General features: G+C 49.9%; 14 protein-coding genes and 6 tRNA genes. 9 read left to right on the forward strand and 11 right to left on the reverse strand.

Going from position 1 to position 15,639, the window contains the following annotated elements:
• The first annotated feature begins 5 nt into the window (after positions 1–5).
• The gene (gene nupC / locus C4F37_RS16225) at positions 6–1,208 is read left to right on the forward strand and encodes a nucleoside permease NupC (protein ID WP_000376337.1); all 1,203 of its coding nucleotides are present in this window, start codon (positions 6–8) and stop codon (positions 1,206–1,208) included.
• 49 nt (positions 1,209–1,257) lie between these two features.
• Here the strand turns inward: nupC and C4F37_RS16230 are convergent, their stop codons facing one another.
• From C4F37_RS16230 to C4F37_RS16240, 3 genes are all read right to left on the reverse strand, one after another.
• Positions 1,258–3,447 carry a bifunctional diguanylate cyclase/phosphodiesterase gene (locus C4F37_RS16230; RefSeq protein WP_001539283.1) on the reverse strand — a complete coding sequence of 730 codons (2,190 nt, stop codon included), beginning with the start codon at positions 3,445–3,447 and terminating at the stop codon, positions 1,258–1,260.
• A 206-nt stretch (positions 3,448–3,653) separates the two neighbouring features.
• A tRNA-Ala gene (locus tag C4F37_RS16235) sits at positions 3,654–3,729 on the reverse strand.
• A 39-nt stretch (positions 3,730–3,768) separates the two neighbouring features.
• Positions 3,769–3,844 (reverse strand) — tRNA-Ala (locus tag C4F37_RS16240).
• Positions 3,845–4,064: 220 nt separating this feature from the next.
• Between C4F37_RS16240 and C4F37_RS16245 the strand changes: the two genes are divergently transcribed.
• Positions 4,065–4,424, forward strand: coding sequence for a YfeC-like transcriptional regulator (locus C4F37_RS16245; protein ID WP_000472021.1), 360 nt, complete (start codon positions 4,065–4,067; stop codon positions 4,422–4,424).
• 1 nt (position 4,425) lies between these two features.
• The gene (locus C4F37_RS16250) at positions 4,426–4,818 is read left to right on the forward strand and encodes a MerR family transcriptional regulator (RefSeq protein ID WP_000826499.1); all 393 of its coding nucleotides are present in this window, start codon (positions 4,426–4,428) and stop codon (positions 4,816–4,818) included.
• A 50-nt stretch (positions 4,819–4,868) separates the two neighbouring features.
• Here the strand turns inward: C4F37_RS16250 and gltX are convergent, their stop codons facing one another.
• The gene (gene gltX, locus C4F37_RS16255; RefSeq protein ID WP_000695662.1) at positions 4,869–6,284 is read right to left on the reverse strand and encodes a glutamate--tRNA ligase; all 1,416 of its coding nucleotides are present in this window, start codon (positions 6,282–6,284) and stop codon (positions 4,869–4,871) included.
• Between the two features lie 258 nt (positions 6,285–6,542).
• Here gltX and C4F37_RS16260 point away from each other — a divergent pair.
• The 4 genes from C4F37_RS16260 (at position 6,543) to C4F37_RS16275 (ending at position 6,940) form a co-directional block, all read left to right on the forward strand.
• Positions 6,543–6,618 (forward strand) — tRNA-Val (locus tag C4F37_RS16260).
• A gap of 44 nt (positions 6,619–6,662) precedes the next feature.
• Positions 6,663–6,738, forward strand: a tRNA-Val gene (locus C4F37_RS16265).
• 46 nt (positions 6,739–6,784) lie between these two features.
• Positions 6,785–6,860: transfer RNA gene (locus tag C4F37_RS16270), tRNA-Val, on the forward strand.
• A 4-nt stretch (positions 6,861–6,864) separates the two neighbouring features.
• Positions 6,865–6,940 (forward strand) — tRNA-Lys (locus C4F37_RS16275).
• 110 nt (positions 6,941–7,050) lie between these two features.
• On the opposite strand, the gene xapR is transcribed toward C4F37_RS16275, so the two are convergent.
• Genes xapR through xapA form a run of 4 tightly spaced genes read right to left on the reverse strand, consistent with a single transcriptional unit; the run spans position 7,051 to position 10,337 of the window.
• Positions 7,051–7,935 carry a DNA-binding transcriptional regulator XapR gene (gene xapR, locus C4F37_RS16280; protein ID WP_000442954.1) on the reverse strand — a complete coding sequence of 295 codons (885 nt, stop codon included), beginning with the start codon at positions 7,933–7,935 and terminating at the stop codon, positions 7,051–7,053.
• A 40-nt stretch (positions 7,936–7,975) separates the two neighbouring features.
• Entirely contained in the window at positions 7,976–8,134 is a 159-nt protein-coding gene (locus tag C4F37_RS16285; RefSeq protein WP_000651752.1) for a DUF1427 family protein, read from the reverse strand.
• 52 nt (positions 8,135–8,186) lie between these two features.
• The gene (xapB, locus tag C4F37_RS16290) at positions 8,187–9,443 is read right to left on the reverse strand and encodes a xanthosine/proton symporter XapB (RefSeq protein ID WP_000020390.1); all 1,257 of its coding nucleotides are present in this window, start codon (positions 9,441–9,443) and stop codon (positions 8,187–8,189) included.
• Between the two features lie 60 nt (positions 9,444–9,503).
• Positions 9,504–10,337 carry a xanthosine phosphorylase gene (gene xapA / locus C4F37_RS16295; protein WP_000283875.1) on the reverse strand — a complete coding sequence of 278 codons (834 nt, stop codon included), beginning with the start codon at positions 10,335–10,337 and terminating at the stop codon, positions 9,504–9,506.
• Positions 10,338–10,584: 247 nt separating this feature from the next.
• On the opposite strand from xapA, the gene C4F37_RS16300 reads away from it, so the two are divergent.
• The gene (locus tag C4F37_RS16300) at positions 10,585–11,349 is read left to right on the forward strand and encodes a nucleoside-specific channel-forming Tsx family protein (RefSeq protein WP_000716367.1); all 765 of its coding nucleotides are present in this window, start codon (positions 10,585–10,587) and stop codon (positions 11,347–11,349) included.
• Between the two features lie 38 nt (positions 11,350–11,387).
• On the opposite strand, the gene C4F37_RS16305 is transcribed toward C4F37_RS16300, so the two are convergent.
• Positions 11,388–12,314, reverse strand: a complete 927-nt coding sequence (locus tag C4F37_RS16305; RefSeq protein ID WP_001539285.1) for a LysR family transcriptional regulator — start codon at positions 12,312–12,314, stop codon at positions 11,388–11,390.
• Between the two features lie 89 nt (positions 12,315–12,403).
• On the opposite strand from C4F37_RS16305, the gene C4F37_RS16310 reads away from it, so the two are divergent.
• Positions 12,404–13,402 (forward strand): bile acid:sodium symporter family protein, encoded by a 999-nt coding sequence (locus C4F37_RS16310; protein WP_000765604.1) that lies wholly within the window; start codon positions 12,404–12,406, stop codon positions 13,400–13,402.
• On the opposite strand, the gene C4F37_RS16315 is transcribed toward C4F37_RS16310, so the two are convergent.
• Positions 13,399–13,617, reverse strand: a complete 219-nt coding sequence (locus C4F37_RS16315; protein WP_000410201.1) for a DUF3820 family protein — start codon at positions 13,615–13,617, stop codon at positions 13,399–13,401. The genes C4F37_RS16310 and C4F37_RS16315 overlap by 4 nt on opposite strands.
• A gap of 1 nt (position 13,618) precedes the next feature.
• Positions 13,619–15,634, reverse strand: a complete 2,016-nt coding sequence (gene ligA / locus C4F37_RS16320; protein ID WP_001539287.1) for an NAD-dependent DNA ligase LigA — start codon at positions 15,632–15,634, stop codon at positions 13,619–13,621.
• Positions 15,635–15,639 lie beyond the last annotated feature (5 nt).

The raw sequence follows: 15,639 nt of genomic DNA on the forward strand, positions 1-15,639 counted from the left end.
CAAATATGGACCGCGTCCTTCATTTTGTACTGGCACTTGCCGTTGTTGCGATTCTCGCACTGCTGGTAAGCAGCGACCGCAAAAAAATTCGTATCCGTTATGTTATTCAACTGCTTGTTATCGAAGTGTTACTGGCGTGGTTCTTCCTGAACTCCGACGTTGGTCTGGGCTTCGTGAAAGGCTTCTCCGAAATGTTCGAAAAACTGCTCGGTTTTGCCAACGAAGGGACTAACTTCGTCTTTGGTAGCATGAATGATCAAGGCCTGGCATTCTTCTTCCTGAAAGTGCTGTGCCCAATCGTCTTTATCTCTGCGCTGATCGGTATTCTCCAGCATATTCGCGTATTGCCGGTGATTATCCGCGCAATTGGTTTCCTGCTCTCCAAAGTCAACGGCATGGGCAAACTGGAATCCTTTAACGCCGTCAGCTCCCTGATTCTGGGTCAGTCTGAAAACTTTATTGCCTATAAAGATATCCTCGGCAAAATCTCCCGCAATCGTATGTACACCATGGCAGCAACGGCGATGTCCACCGTGTCGATGTCCATCGTTGGTGCATACATGACCATGCTGGAGCCGAAATACGTCGTTGCGGCGCTGGTACTGAACATGTTCAGCACCTTTATCGTGCTGTCGCTGATCAACCCTTACCGTGTTGATGCCAGTGAAGAAAATATTCAGATGTCCAACCTGCACGAAGGTCAGAGCTTCTTCGAAATGCTGGGTGAATACATTCTGGCAGGTTTCAAGGTTGCCATTATCGTTGCCGCGATGCTGATCGGCTTTATCGCCCTGATCGCCGCGCTGAACGCACTGTTTGCCACCGTGACTGGCTGGTTTGGCTACAGCATCTCCTTCCAGGGCATCCTGGGCTACATCTTCTATCCGATTGCATGGGTGATGGGTGTTCCTTCCAGTGAAGCACTGCAAGTGGGCAGTATCATGGCGACCAAACTGGTTTCCAACGAGTTCGTTGCGATGATGGATCTGCAGAAAATTGCTTCCACGCTCTCTCCGCGTGCGGAAGGCATCATCTCTGTGTTCCTGGTTTCCTTCGCTAACTTCTCTTCAATCGGGATTATCGCGGGTGCGGTTAAAGGCCTGAATGAAGAGCAAGGTAACGTGGTTTCTCGCTTCGGTCTGAAACTGGTTTACGGCTCTACCCTGGTGAGTGTGCTGTCTGCGTCAATCGCAGCACTGGTGCTGTAAGACCATACATAAAAAAGCCGGGGATAATTCCCCGGCTTTTTTACGCCTGTTAATCAGCTAATGGCTGCGGACGACCAATTAAATATCCTTGCAGATATTGCACCCCAAGTTTATGCAATAGCGCCTGCTGCTGTGGCGTCTCGACAAACTCCGCGACCACACTCAATGACTTCGCTTTCGCCAGATCGGTAATTGATCTCACAATCATCGCATCCAGCGTGTTCGTGACGATATCTTTCACAAAGACGCCATCAATTTTGATGATATCAGCCTGCAAACGCTTTAACCGTTCGTAGTTGGCATATCCGGTGCCAAAGTCATCAATCGCAATCCGGAAACCAAACTTATGCAGCTGCTCGATGTTGTACATGCTGCTTTCTGCGTTAGAAAACGCCTGCTCCTCGGTGATCTCAAGAATGACCGCCTGCGGGGAGATGTAATAACGCTTAAACAGACGAATAATCCGCCCGGCAATATTCTTTTGCAGCAGCGTGAGCGGCATTAAATTGACTGAAAAGCGTGGACCTTTTTTGTCGCAAGGGTGTGTTGCCAGCCACTTCAACAAGGATTCCAGCACTTGCAAATCAAAACGCGCGCTAAGGTTAAACTGAGCAATAAGGGGCAGAAACTTATCCGGGGTCATAATGCCGCCGTCATACTTCAGTCGCGCGAGGATCTCATCATAACCTTCACCCTCTTTGTTGCGAATTGGCTGGGCGTAGAGCAGCAAATCACCCTGATCTAACGCCGTGCGAATGGTATTCAGCAATAGCACCTGTTTAGTGGTTTGCCCGGAAACCATCTCCTCTCTGCTATCCAGCGCCAGCACATGATGATGTGCGCAGGATTGCTCCGCCAGCCAGCTTAACTGCCCCAACAAGGGTTGCAGGGTTTCCTGATTTCCATCAAAACGCCCCCAGGCAGCACCATAGCCCATATCCAGCCCGGTATTGTTCCAGTGAATTTGCCGACTATTCAGGATGTTAACCATATGCTGGAGTCGCCCTTCCGTTTCCGGCCCGCTCAGCACTAACAGCAGTTCACTACCCGGCAATTGATACAACTTTTCGTTTTCCTGCATCAACGGCAGCAGCGTACGGTAAATTGAGCGGATACAGTGAACGCGCATTATTAAGCCGTAATGACGACTCATAAACTCAAGATTATCAATGCGCAGGCAGCAAAAACTCTTGCCCGCCTCTTGCTCCGGCGCTTGCTCCAACGCACGAAAGTTGGGTAGAAGCGTTAACGGATCGGTCAGCGCCTGCAAATGCCAGCGGCGGTTAAGCCATTCACTACGATGATAAATACGCACCATATAGAGCAGGCAAACACTAAAGGAAATCAGTACTGCGAGAATAAATGCCAGCGAATATTCGGTTAGTACCCCTTGCAAAAAGTTCTGGTTGTAATTCAGAAGGCAAAGCGTTGAAACAGCCCAGGTGAGATTTAAAAACGGATAGCGAATCTTACCGACACCGAGGGTAAAGATGATAAAGAAAACAGGTACCAGGTAACCGGCAATAAAGTCATTTTCATACGGTGTGCACATCAGAAGTAGCAGCACGCTAAGAGCTGCCAGCCAGCTTAAGGTAAATGCGCGTTTCTCTTTGCTCAACGACGGAGCGATATCCCTACGCCACAATATCTGTGCAAAGTGGGAACTTACAATCATGCGGGTGAGATAGTAAAAAAGCATGTTGTAAATCAGCACTGCGGTGAAAAGGCTTAGCAAATCAACGACCGTGAAAATGGCATCCGCATCGCCGAAAAAGGTAGATATCTTTAGCGGAAAATCAAAGAAATTTCCCACAAGATACATGCTGCATTTGATGCCAATCGGCGCCACCAAACCAAGCCAGAACAGACGTTGCCAGACGTATCGGCTGGTCAATCCATAACGCCAACGCGTCCCCAATTGCCAGCGTAATATTGCACAGGCACACAGGACTGCAAACGCCTGGCTGCCGATCATGACGGCGGTCTGTAAAAAAGAGAGATGCAGGTTCCACAGATTGGTGCAAAACATCCCGCATAAAATGGGAACGACACCACGCCAGCCAAAGATAAACAAGATTGACAGCATTACGCACAGTGGCATCCACGCCAGAAAGATATAATTGGAATGGATAACAGCAAGTGGCGAAATTAAACGGGATAGCTGAATAAGTACCACGGTGAGCGTAAACGCTAGTGTGAATATCTTGATATTTTTTATCAGGTTATGCTCCACAAACATGAGTACACTACTCTCACTGATCGGGGTTTTCAGGCACACAAATAATAAGTTTATTCGCATCGCGAAGCAAACAGGGGCCAGCCTGTTGCTGTTTTTTCAGTCAGTGATGCATTCACCACACGGCACTGCCAGGATATAGACTGTATTACAAAAGCGGCAAAAGGCAGAGACAAAAAACCCCCGCTTTGCAGCGAGGGTTTGAAATTTGGTGGAGCTAAGCGGGATCGAACCGCTGACCTCTTGCATGCCATGCAAGCGCTCTCCCAGCTGAGCTATAGCCCCACGAGTCGTTTACGTACCAAATTTACTGGGTGCAAAATTTGGTGGAGCTAAGCGGGATCGAACCGCTGACCTCTTGCATGCCATGCAAGCGCTCTCCCAGCTGAGCTATAGCCCCATCACGTAAAGCTTGTCGAGTTGACGGGCGGCATCATATGAATTCCGCCCGAATGTGTCAACGGCAAATTGCCACGTGTAGTTTCAATCGCTGAAAAATCAGGCAAATGAACAATTTTGGAAAACCGCTCGCATTCAGTAGTTATTCATGTCACGGTTTCCTGTAAAGTGGTGTTATAAAATGAACTACTAATAGACCCACATACATTCAGGGAATTGTTATGTTCAAGGAGAGGATGACGCCAGATGAACTTGCCAGACTGACCGGCTATAGCCGCCAGACCATTAATAAATGGGTACGCAAGGAAGGCTGGACAACGTCACCAAAACCAGGCGTCCAGGGTGGCAAAGCTCGACTGGTTCACGTCAATGAACAGGTTCGTGAATATATTCGCAATGCTGAACGTCCAGAAGGTCAGGGAGAAGCGCCAGCCCTTTCTGGTGATGCGCCGCTTGAAGTGTTGCTGGTGACACTGGCGAAAGAGATGACGCCAGTTGAACAAAAACAGTTTACATCCTTGCTTCTGCGGGAAGGGATTATCGGATTGTTACAACGCTTAGGGATTCGCGATAGCAAATAATATGAAAAGATTACGCAATAAAATGACCACCGAAGAACTGGCTGAATGCCTCGGCGTGGCTAAACAAACTGTTAACCGTTGGATCAGAGAAAAAGGCTGGAAAACGGAAAAATTTCCCGGCGTGAAAGGCGGTCGTGCCAGACTTATTCTGGTCGATACGCAAGTTTGCGAGTTTATTCAGAACACGCCAGCCTTCCATAACACACCGATGCTTCTGGAAGCCGAAGAACCCCTTGCCGAATACGCACCGGGTATTCGCACTCCTGCTTATCGGCAAATCATCAGCGCAATAGACAACATGACTCACAGTGAGCAAGAAAAAGTTGCGCAATTTTTGTCACGCGAAGGAATTCGTAATTTTCTTGCTCGTCTCGACATAGATGAATCAGCATAAATAAAAAACGGCAGGGGTATCTCTCCTGCCGTTTATCTTTTATGCGCTAATTACTGCTGATTTTCGCGTTCAGCAATAAAAGCCAGCGCTTTGTTGATACGCTCGATACTGCGGGTCTTACCGATTGCGTGAACGGTAACATCCAGCGCTGGAGACTGCCCCGCACCGGTAACGGCGACACGCAGCGGCATACCAACTTTACCCATACCCACTTCCAGCTCATCCGCCGTCGCCTGAATAGCGTGATGAACGTTTTCAGCGGTCCAGTCAGTAATCGCAGTCAGTTTGTCACGAACCACTTCCAGCGGCTGACGCGCTACCGGACGCAGATGTTTTTTCGCGGCGTCGGCATCGAACTCAGCAAAATCTTCGTAGAAATAACGGCAGCTCTGTGCCATCTCTTTCAGCGTCTTGCAGCGTTCGCCCAGCAGTTTCACCAGATCAGCCAGCTGCGGGCCGTTACGGGTATCGATATTTTCCTGCTCAATGTGCCACTGTAAGTGAGTAGCAACATACTCCGGCGGCAACGCGTTAATGTAGTGATGGTTCAGCCACAGCAGCTTGTCGGTGTTGAACGCACTGGCAGATTTGCTGACGGCATTCAGAGTGAAGTATTTAATCATCTCTTCACGAGTGAAGATTTCCTGATCGCCGTGGGACCAGCCCAGACGCACCAGATAGTTCAGCAGTGCTTCTGGCAGATAACCATCATCACGATACTGCATTACGCTGACCGCCCCGTGACGTTTGGACAGTTTTTTACCGTCATCGCCGTTGATCATAGAAACGTGCGCGTAAACCGGTACCGGCGCTTTCAGAGCCTTAAGAATGTTAATCTGGCGCGGTGTGTTGTTGATATGGTCTTCGCCACGGATAACGTGGGTGATTTCCATATCCCAGTCATCGACAACCACACAGAAGTTATAGGTTGGGGAACCATCGGTACGGCGGATAATCAGATCATCCAGCTCCTGGTTGCTGAACTCGATCGGACCACGGATCTGATCGTCAAAAACAACAGAACCTTCCTGCGGGTTAGCAAAACGTACGACACACGGCTCATCATCAGCGTGATGCTCATGACTGTGGCGGCAGCGACCGTCATAACGCGGCTTCTCACCTTTCGCCATTTGCTCTTCGCGCAGCGCTTCCAGGCGCTCTTTAGAGCAATAGCATTTATAAGCTGTGCCCTCTTCCAGCATCTGATCGATCACCGCGTTGTAGCGATCAAAACGTTTGGTCTGGTAGTACGGACCTTCATCCCACTCCAGGCTCAGCCAGTTCATGCCATCCATAATGGCTTCGATAGCTTCCGGCGTGGAACGCTCAAGATCGGTGTCTTCAATACGCAGCACGAACTCACCGCCGTGGTTACGTGCAAAAAGCCAGGAGTAAAGAGCAGTACGCGCGCCGCCAACGTGCAGATAGCCTGTTGGGCTTGGCGCGAAGCGAGTTTTGATTTTCATGAAATGGCCTTACGTTTAGAAAGATGCCGACAACCGGCAAATCCTGGAAAAATTGAGTGGGCGATATTCTATCACTCCCGCCTGATTCCTCAATGTAGTTCGGGTTGCAACCTTACGCATTATTGTTTTCGTTGACAAATTGCGCAACACGGTCTGTTTTGCGATCATCTTGCTTAAATTTACGACGAACGAACAATTTCTTTAGAAAATGCGTTGACTCATTTTGAACTCTCCCTATAATGCGACTCCACACAGCGGGGGTGATTAGCTCAGCTGGGAGAGCACCTCCCTTACAAGGAGGGGGTCGGCGGTTCGATCCCGTCATCACCCACCAACTACTTTATGTAGTCTCCGCCGTGTAGCAAGAAATTGAGAAGTGGGTGATTAGCTCAGCTGGGAGAGCACCTCCCTTACAAGGAGGGGGTCGGCGGTTCGATCCCGTCATCACCCACCACTTTCTCGCCAGCTAGATTTCTTGTAACAATGTGAAGTACCGAAGTGGGTGATTAGCTCAGCTGGGAGAGCACCTCCCTTACAAGGAGGGGGTCGGCGGTTCGATCCCGTCATCACCCACCACTTCGGGTCGTTAGCTCAGTTGGTAGAGCAGTTGACTTTTAATCAATTGGTCGCAGGTTCGAATCCTGCACGACCCACCAATGTAAAAAAGCGCCCTAAAGGCGCTTTTTTGCTATCTGCAATTTGCGAAATTGCCTGATGCGCTTCGCTTATCAGACCAACTATGTCCGGCAGTTCCCGTGCCTCTCATCTACTGCGCCAACGCCGCCAGCAGTTTAACCAACGCGGGCGTCACCTGCTGCGTTTCATAAACAATATATAAGTCTGCCGGGATGCGTTCTTTGAGCGGACGGAATATGACACCGGGCCAGTTCATCTGCGCGTAGCTGTCCGCTATCAATGTGATACCAATACCCATACTGACCATGGCGAGTACCGTTTGCGGTTCATTAACTTCGCGAATAACAACCGGTGAAAATCCCACCTGCTGGCAAACTCGCTGCAAAAAATCCCAGTCAGTGTACACGGGCGGCATTGTAACGAAATACTCGTCACGTAGCGCTTCCAGCGGGACGGTGGAAAATGATGAGAGATGATGCTCTTCAGGCATCGCCACCAGAAACGCCGATTCATGCAACCGTAAGCTGGTAAAACCAGTCGGTGGTTCTGTCGCCATTCGCCAGATCCCGGCATCAAGTTCGCGGCGTTCCAGCAAGGCCATTTGCATCGCTGGCATCTTTTCGCGAAACAGAACTTCAACGTTAGGATTTTCTCTAAGGAATCGCCGCATAACCGGGCGCATCCGTCCCCACATTGCCGTTCCCACAACCCCGAGTTCAATCCGCCCTGCTTCTCCCCGACCTATTTGTTCAACCCGAGCCAATACATTATTTGCATTCACCAGCAATCGACGCGATTCTTCCATCAAGATTTTGCCCGCGTGTGTCAGTACGACGCTGCGCGAATGGCGAATAAAAAGCTGCGTGCCGAGTTGATTTTCCAGCTCTTTAATATGAATACTGAGCGGAGGCTGAGACATATTTAAACGCGCTGCTGCGCGACCAAAATGCAACTCTTCCGCTACGGCAAGAAAATAACGGAGCAACTTAAGATCTGTTCTATATACGCGTTCCATAATTAAGTGCTCCATATAAAAAATATATCGTATTAAATTATCATGGCATAAAGTATTTCACCACCAGATATCCGACATACATAAACACGATGGATAATATACCCGGCAATACATTTGGAACAGGAATAGGTAATCGCACGATTGTAAACAAAGCACCAATGCCAAAACCAACGCCAGAAGAAAATAAAATATCTTTCACTAATTAACCTTTATCATAAAAGCAGCCCCAAGGAACAGAGCTGCGAATCCTTTTAATGTGTAACTGAACGATGCGTTATCTTTTCAGGGTCATGGTTATATTTAAACCCAAAGAAAAATATCACTGCGAGGAAAAGAGCATACCCTGCAAACATCAGCCAAATGGTATGCCAATCTTTTACGCCATCCACCGAGAAGTAATCCACTGCCATACCGCTCAGAATCGAGCCAACCCATGCGCCGACGCCATTTACCATCGTCATAAAAAGGCCCTGGGCGCTGGCACGAATGCTGGAATCAACTTCCTGTTCGACAAAGACCGAACCAGAAATATTGAAGAAATCGAATGCACAACCGTAAACAATCATCGACAGCAACAGCAAAATAAACCCGGTTGGTGATGGATCGCCATAGGCAAAGAAGCCAAAGCGCAGCGTCCACGCCACCATACTCATCAGCATGACGGTTTTAATACCGAAACGCTTCAAAAAGAACGGTATCGTCAGAATGAAACCGACTTCAGCCATCTGTGAAACTGACAGTAAAATGGACGGGTATTTCACCACGAAGCTATCAGCAAACTCAGGATTACGGGCGAAATCATGCAGGAATGGGTTGCCAAAAACGTTGGTAATTTGCAGCACCGCGCCCAGCATCATGGCGAAGAGGAAAAAGATAGCCATGCGTGGATTTTTAAACAGCACGAAGGCATCCAGACCCAGCTTGCTGGCAAGCGATGTAGTCGCTTTTTTCTCCGCAACCGGAATCTTCGGCAAAGTCAACGCATAAGCCGACAGCAGCAATGACGCACCGGACGCGATATACAGTTGCAGACTACTCAATTCCAGATGCAGCAGGCTTACTGCCCACATGGCGACAATGAACCCCACCGTACCAAAAACGCGAATGGGCGGGAAAGCGGTCACCGGGTCAAGCCCTGCCTGGGCAAGACAGGAATAAGAGACGCTGTTCGATAACGCAATAGTCGGCATAAACGCCATCGCATTGACTAACATCACCCAAAACATCATATCCGGATCAGTTACGGATGCCGCATAAAAAAGTACGCCCGCACACACCAGGTGGCACAGCATGTATGCACGTTCCGCACGCAGCCATTTGTCTGCGATGATCCCCATTATACCCGGCATAATAATCGCGGCGATCCCTTTGGAACTGTAAACCATGCCAACATTAGCGCCGGTGAAATGAAGGGTATTAATCATGTAAGAACCGAGGGTAACCAGCCAGCTCCCCCAGATAAAATATTGCAAAAAGGACATTACCTTTAAGCGCAAAGCGATGCTCATAATCGTTTCCTTGTCGCATCATATGGCCTCACTCAGTAAGGCCGTTTATTGTTGTTTTACTCAGGCAATTTTGCGCAGAAAGCCGCAAATAAGATTAATAAAGTTTTGCTTTGAGAGTTCCGCTGCTGCCAGCGTTTGGGCATGAGAAAGCTTCACGTCACTCAGACCTTCCGCCATGTTGGTAATCGCAGAGACCGCAACGACTTTAAGTTCGCAATGGCGAGCTGAAATAACCTCAGGCACCACAGACATACCAACAACATCCCCACCAATAATTTGCATCATGCGAATTTCCGCCGCAGTCTCGAAATTCGGCCCCGGATACGAGACGAACACGCCCTCCGTCAGAGGGAACCCCTCTTCTTTCGCCACTTTTTGTAACAGTGCGCGGTATTCCGCATCGTAGGCATTCGCCAGCGAGAAGAAGCGCTCACCAAAACGTTCATCATTAAGACCCACCATCGGCGTTCCCGGCATGGTGTTGATGTGATCTTTCAATGCGACCAGACTGCCGGCCCCCACTTCAGGGCGCAGTGAGCCAGCCGCATTGGTGCAGAACAGCAACTCGCAGCCCAGCAACTTAAAGGTACGGATTGCATCCGTCATGATGGTCATCCCACGACCTTCGTAGAAATGTCCGCGACCTTTCATACACGCCACTGGCCCCCCCTGGAGATACCCCAGCACCAGCTCACCCGCATGACCGTGTACGGTACTTACCGGGAACCCAGGCAGCTTTTCGTAGGAAATTGCGACCGCGTTCTCAATCTGATCGGCCAGCGCGCCCAGCCCGGAACCTAAAATAAAGGCCACTCGTGGCGTGAAATCAGGTTTATAAGTCTTGATAATATCTACGCAATACAGTGGGTTATGAGAAAACTGAGCCTGATACATATATATCCTTTTTTTGTAGGGTGGAATCTAACGCCTTTTTATAACGAGATTGCCCTACCTCATACCAATACACTTTTTTCATGTATCCGATAGTTATTCGATATCGATATATTTATATTTTTTCACTATTAATAGGCTGAAAAAACTGTATTGGTACTCTCCTTTCCCTTGCATTAACAATATGCCGCTTTTAATCAACCTTTTATTAAGCAATCAACTAATAACGATCGGCATAGGGAATTATGCTATGAAAAAACATCTTTTTACTCTGACACTCTCTTCTGTATTGGCGATACCAGCAGTATCCCATGCAGAATTTAAAGGCGGTTTTGCTGATATAGGTATTCATTATCTTGACTGGACTAGCAGAACCACTGAGAAATCGTCGACCAAATCACACAAAGATGATTTTGGATATCTGGAACTGGAAGGCGGCGCTAACTTTAGTTGGGGAGAAATGTACGGGTTCTTCGACTGGGAAAACTTTTATAATGATCGTCATGATAAACCGGGTAGCGAGCAGCGTTATACATTTAAAAATACCAACCGTATTTACCTGGGTGACACCGGATTTAATCTCTACTTGCATGCGTATGGCACCTACGGTTCTGCGAATCGTGTGAATTTCCATGACGATATGTTCCTTTACGGGATCGGCTACAATTTCACCGGCAGCGGTTGGTGGTTCAAACCGTTCTTTGCAAAACGCTATACAGACCAAACCTATTATACCGGCGATAACGGTTATGTCGCCGGTTGGGTTGCAGGTTACAGCTTTATGCTGGGCAGTGAGAAATTCACCCTCACCAACTGGAACGAGTACGAGTTTGATCGTGATGCCACCTACGCGGCAGGTAATGGCGGCAAAGAAGGTCTGAACGGTGCCGTCGCACTTTGGTGGAATGCAACTTCACACATCACCACAGGGATTCAGTATCGTTATGCGGATGACAAACTGGGCGAAGATTTTTACCAGGATGCGATAATCTACTCCATCAAATTTAATTTCTGATTGATTACTGCCGGAGCTCCCGGCAGTATGAATTCACTCTATATCTGATACAACGGATCCCCTTCCCGCCCAGCCATTAGCGCATTGCCCTGGTCTCGTACTACGTCCCATAACGCTTCAGCGGCGGTGGAAAGTGAACGGTTCTTCCTGCGCACCAGCATCAACTGGCGTTCAACCACTGGCGTAATGCGCTTTACCACCAGTGGGCTACCTTCAGGCAATGGTAGCGCCAGTGCGGGAAGAATACTGATGCCGATGCCTGCGGCTACCATCGGGAACAGCGTCGCCGGATGACCAATCTCCTGCACAATATTCGCCTGAATACCGTTGCGCGCCAGCGCTGCGTCAATCAGCGGTCGGCTGCCTGACGCGTAATCCTGCAACACCAATTTCGCTCCCTGTAATGCCTGCCAGGGGACATAATCTTCCACGGCCAAAGCGCTATCGCGATGGCAAAGCAGAAAGAAAGGCTCGGAAAGAATCACTTCACATTGCAGATCGCCCACTGGGCCAGGATCGATGACGATGCCAAAATCGACATCTCCCTGGCGAATACTTTCCATCACCCACTGCTGCGGACGATCGTGCAGGACAAACTGAATATCTGGATAGCGGCGATGGCTTTCAGCAATGCATTGCGGAATAAGATGCGCGGAAATGGTCTGGCTGGCAGCGACCCGAACTTTTCCGCTCAGTTGTTGCCCCATACGCCCGGTATCGCGCAACGTGCTGTTAAGTTCATCCAGCAGTCGCTCAAGACGCAAAGCCAACTGCTGCCCTGCATCTGTAAGCACCACTTCACGCGTGGTTCTGTCCAGCAGGCGAACACCAGTATGATTTTCCAGCTCCTTCACACTGTGACTCACTGCCGACTGGCTCAGGCCGATACGCTCTCCTGCACGACTAAAACTTTTCTCCTGCGCTACTGTGACGAAAACCTTTAATTGCTTTAAAGAATAATTCATCTGTTTTTTTCATGAATGGATGCAATAAATCAATTTTATTTCTCAAACTGGAAGAAGCACAATAGAACCATCGATCATCTGGAGTCTTTATGAAACTTTTTCGTATCCTCGATCCTTTCACCTTAACCCTGATCACGGTGGTGTTGCTGGCATCTTTCTTTCCGGCCAGAGGCGATTTCGTCCCCTTCTTTGAAAATCTGACCACTGCAGCGATTGCTCTGCTGTTCTTTATGCACGGCGCGAAGTTGTCGCGTGAGGCGATTATTGCTGGCGGTGGTCACTGGCGACTGCATTTGTGGGTAATGTGCAGCACCTTCGTGCTGTTTCCGATTCTGGGCGTGCTGTTTGCCTGGTGGAAACCGGTAAATGTCGACCCGATGCTCTACTCCGGTTTTCTCTACTTGTGCATTCTCCCCGCGACCGTGCAGTCTGCAATCGCCTTCACGTCAATGGCGGGCGGTAACGTCGCGGCGGCGGTTTGTTCTGCGTCAGCATCCAGCCTGCTGGGGATTTTCCTTTCACCATTGCTGGTTGGTCTGGTGATGAATGTTCACGGTGCAGGGGGCAGCCTTGAGCAGGTCGGTAAAATTATGCTGCAACTGTTGCTGCCATTTGTGTTGGGGCATCTTTCCCGGCCTTGGATTGGTGACTGGGTGTCGCGTAATAAAAAATGGATTGCGAAAACTGACCAGACGTCCATTCTGTTGGTGGTTTATACGGCATTCAGCGAAGCCGTCGTTAACGGTATCTGGCACAAAGTTGGCTGGGGATCATTGCTGTTTATCGTGGTGGTCAGTTGCGTTCTTCTGGCTATCGTGATTGTAGTTAACGTCTTTATGGCACGCCGACTGGGCTTCAATAAGGCAGATGAAATTACTATCGTCTTTTGTGGTTCGAAAAAGAGTCTGGCAAATGGCATCCCGATGGCAAACATTCTGTTCCCCACATCGGTGATCGGTATGATGGTGCTGCCCCTGATGATTTTCCATCAGATCCAATTGATGGTCTGTGCGGTGCTGGCGCGTCGATACAAACGCCAGACCGAACAGTTACAGGCGCAGCAGGAAAGCAGCGCCGATAAAGCTTAAAGCGGACGCTTCAGGGGCTGGACCAGTTGCGTCAGCCCCTCGGTTTTAATCAGCAGCGTGATTTGCATTAGCTCACCGAGCTTCCCTGCCGGGAACTCATCTTTGCGGGCAAACCACAGCAGATACTCCTCCGGCAGGTCGATTAAGCGACGCCCTTTGTACTTGCCAAACGGCATTATCGTATTGGCTATTTCAATCAGCTGCTCTTTTTCCATCTCAGCTACCCAGCAAACGCAGCATTTCCGTTTCGTCGATGACTTCAATGCCCAGTTCCTGCGCCTTCGCCAGTTTAGATCCTGCAGCTTCACCCGCTATCACCAGATCGGTTTTCTTCGACACGCTGCCCGCGACTTTCGCCCCCAGTTCGACCAGTCGAGCTTTAGCGTCATCACGCGACATCTGGCTTAAGCTGCCCGTAAGCACCACGGTTTTACCAGCAAACGGACTGTCAATCTCTTCCGCATTGATAACGATCGGCTCAGGCCAGTGAACACCTTCCGCCAACAGCTCGCTGATGACATTGCGGTTGCTTTCTTCGGCAAAGAAGTTGTGAACGTGGGAGGCAACGACAATTCCAACATCAGGCACCTTTTGCAGCTCTTCAATCGACGCGGCTTCCAGCGCTTCCAGCGTGCCGAAATATGCCGCCAGACCTGCTGCGGTAGCCTCGCCAACTTCACGGATACCAAGTGCATAGAGGAAGCGGGCAAAGGTGGTTTCTTTCGCTTTTTCCAGCGCGTTAACCACGTTTTGTGCCGATTTCGGCCCCATACGCTCCAGTCCGGTCAGTTTGCCTGCGGTGAGTTTGAACAGATCCGCCGGAGTGTGGACATATTCTTTTTCAACCAGTTGATCGATGATTTTGTCGCCCATTCCGTCAACATCCATCGCACGGCGGGAAACAAAGTGTTTCAGAGACTCTTTACGCTGCGCACCGCAAATCAGGCCACCGGTACAGCGGGCAACCGCTTCACCTTCCACACGCTCGACGTCAGAACCACATACCGGACAATGCGTCGGGAATACAACCTCACGGGTATCTTCCGGGCGTTCAGAAAGCACGACGTTAACCACCTGCGGGATCACGTCGCCAGCGCGGCGAATAACCACTTTATCGCCAATGCGTAAACCAAGACGTTCGATTTCGTCAGCATTATGCAGTGTAGCGTTACTCACCAACACGCCAGCAACATGGACAGGTTCCAGACGCGCAACAGGCGTAATCGCGCCAGTACGCCCAACCTGAAACTCGACGTCACGCACAAAGGTCATCTGTTCCTGCGCCGGGAATTTAAACGCTACCGCCCAGCGCGGGGCACGCGCGACAAAGCCAAGCTGCTCCTGCTGTGCCAGTGAGTTGACCTTAATCACCACGCCGTCGATATCAAAGCCCAGCGTCGGACGGTCTTCTTCTACTTTGTGGTAGAACGCCAGCACTTCTTCCGCCGATTCACAAAACGTTACCCGATCGCTGACCGGCAAACCCCACTTTTTAAATTGCAGTAAACGGCCAAGATGAGTATCCGGCAGCTCGCCACCTTCCAGAACACCGACGCCATAGCAGAAGAAAGTGAGCGGTCGCTTCGCTGTAATACGCGGATCAAGCTGACGCAGTGAACCAGCTGCCGCATTACGTGGGTTAGCAAACACTTTCCCGCCCGTGCGTCGCGCATCTTCGTTAATCTTTTCGAACCCCGCCTGCGGCAGGAACACTTCACCACGCACTTCCAGACGCGCCGGGATATTCTCTCCGTGTAGCTTCAGCGGAATGGCGCGAATAGTACGCACATTAGACGTAATATCTTCCCCGGTGGTGCCATCGCCACGCGTCGCGGCACTGACTAAAACGCCATTTTCATACAGAATACTGACGGCAAGACCATCCAGCTTCAGCTCACAGCACCAGGTGACCTTCTCGTTGCTTTTCAGACGGTCCTGCACTCGTTTGTTGAAGGCAAGAAAGCTTTCTTCATCAAAAACGTTATCCAGCGACAGCATTGGCACTTCATGGCGGATCTGGCTGAAAGCCGCCAGCGGCGCAGCACCTACACGTTGGGTAGGCGAATCAGGCGTAATCAGTTCTGGATGTTTGGTTTCCAGCTCGCGCAGTTCGCGCATCAGCCTGTCGTATTCAGCGTCGGGAATTTCCGGCGCATCCATCACATGATAAAGATATTCATGATGGCGAAGCGTCGTTCGCAGTTCTGTCAGTTGTTGTTCGATTGATTCCATATCGC

It is taken from the genome of Escherichia sp. R1 (assembly GCF_003000935.1).
Lineage (GTDB): Bacteria > Pseudomonadota > Gammaproteobacteria > Enterobacterales > Enterobacteriaceae > Escherichia > Escherichia coli.

What these genes read in the sequence shown, in the direction of transcription:
- C4F37_RS16300 (WP_000716367.1), top strand. Translation starts at nt 10,585, where the DNA reads ATGAAAAAACATCTTTTTACTCTGACACTCTCTTCTGTATTGGCGATA.
- xapA (WP_000283875.1), bottom strand. Translation starts at nt 10,337, where the DNA reads ATGTATCAGGCTCAGTTTTCTCATAACCCACTGTATTGCGTAGATATT.
- xapB (WP_000020390.1), bottom strand. Translation starts at nt 9,443, where the DNA reads ATGAGCATCGCTTTGCGCTTAAAGGTAATGTCCTTTTTGCAATATTTT.
- C4F37_RS16250 (WP_000826499.1), top strand. Translation starts at nt 4,426, where the DNA reads ATGAAAAGATTACGCAATAAAATGACCACCGAAGAACTGGCTGAATGC.
- ligA (WP_001539287.1), bottom strand. Translation starts at nt 15,634, where the DNA reads ATGGAATCAATCGAACAACAACTGACAGAACTGCGAACGACGCTTCGC.
- nupC (WP_000376337.1), top strand. Translation starts at nt 6, where the DNA reads ATGGACCGCGTCCTTCATTTTGTACTGGCACTTGCCGTTGTTGCGATT.
- xapR (WP_000442954.1), bottom strand. Translation starts at nt 7,935, where the DNA reads ATGGAACGCGTATATAGAACAGATCTTAAGTTGCTCCGTTATTTTCTT.
- C4F37_RS16310 (WP_000765604.1), top strand. Translation starts at nt 12,404, where the DNA reads ATGAAACTTTTTCGTATCCTCGATCCTTTCACCTTAACCCTGATCACG.
- C4F37_RS16245 (WP_000472021.1), top strand. Translation starts at nt 4,065, where the DNA reads ATGTTCAAGGAGAGGATGACGCCAGATGAACTTGCCAGACTGACCGGC.
- C4F37_RS16315 (WP_000410201.1), bottom strand. Translation starts at nt 13,617, where the DNA reads ATGGAAAAAGAGCAGCTGATTGAAATAGCCAATACGATAATGCCGTTT.
- gltX (WP_000695662.1), bottom strand. Translation starts at nt 6,284, where the DNA reads ATGAAAATCAAAACTCGCTTCGCGCCAAGCCCAACAGGCTATCTGCAC.
- C4F37_RS16305 (WP_001539285.1), bottom strand. Translation starts at nt 12,314, where the DNA reads ATGAATTATTCTTTAAAGCAATTAAAGGTTTTCGTCACAGTAGCGCAG.
- C4F37_RS16230 (WP_001539283.1), bottom strand. Translation starts at nt 3,447, where the DNA reads ATGTTTGTGGAGCATAACCTGATAAAAAATATCAAGATATTCACACTA.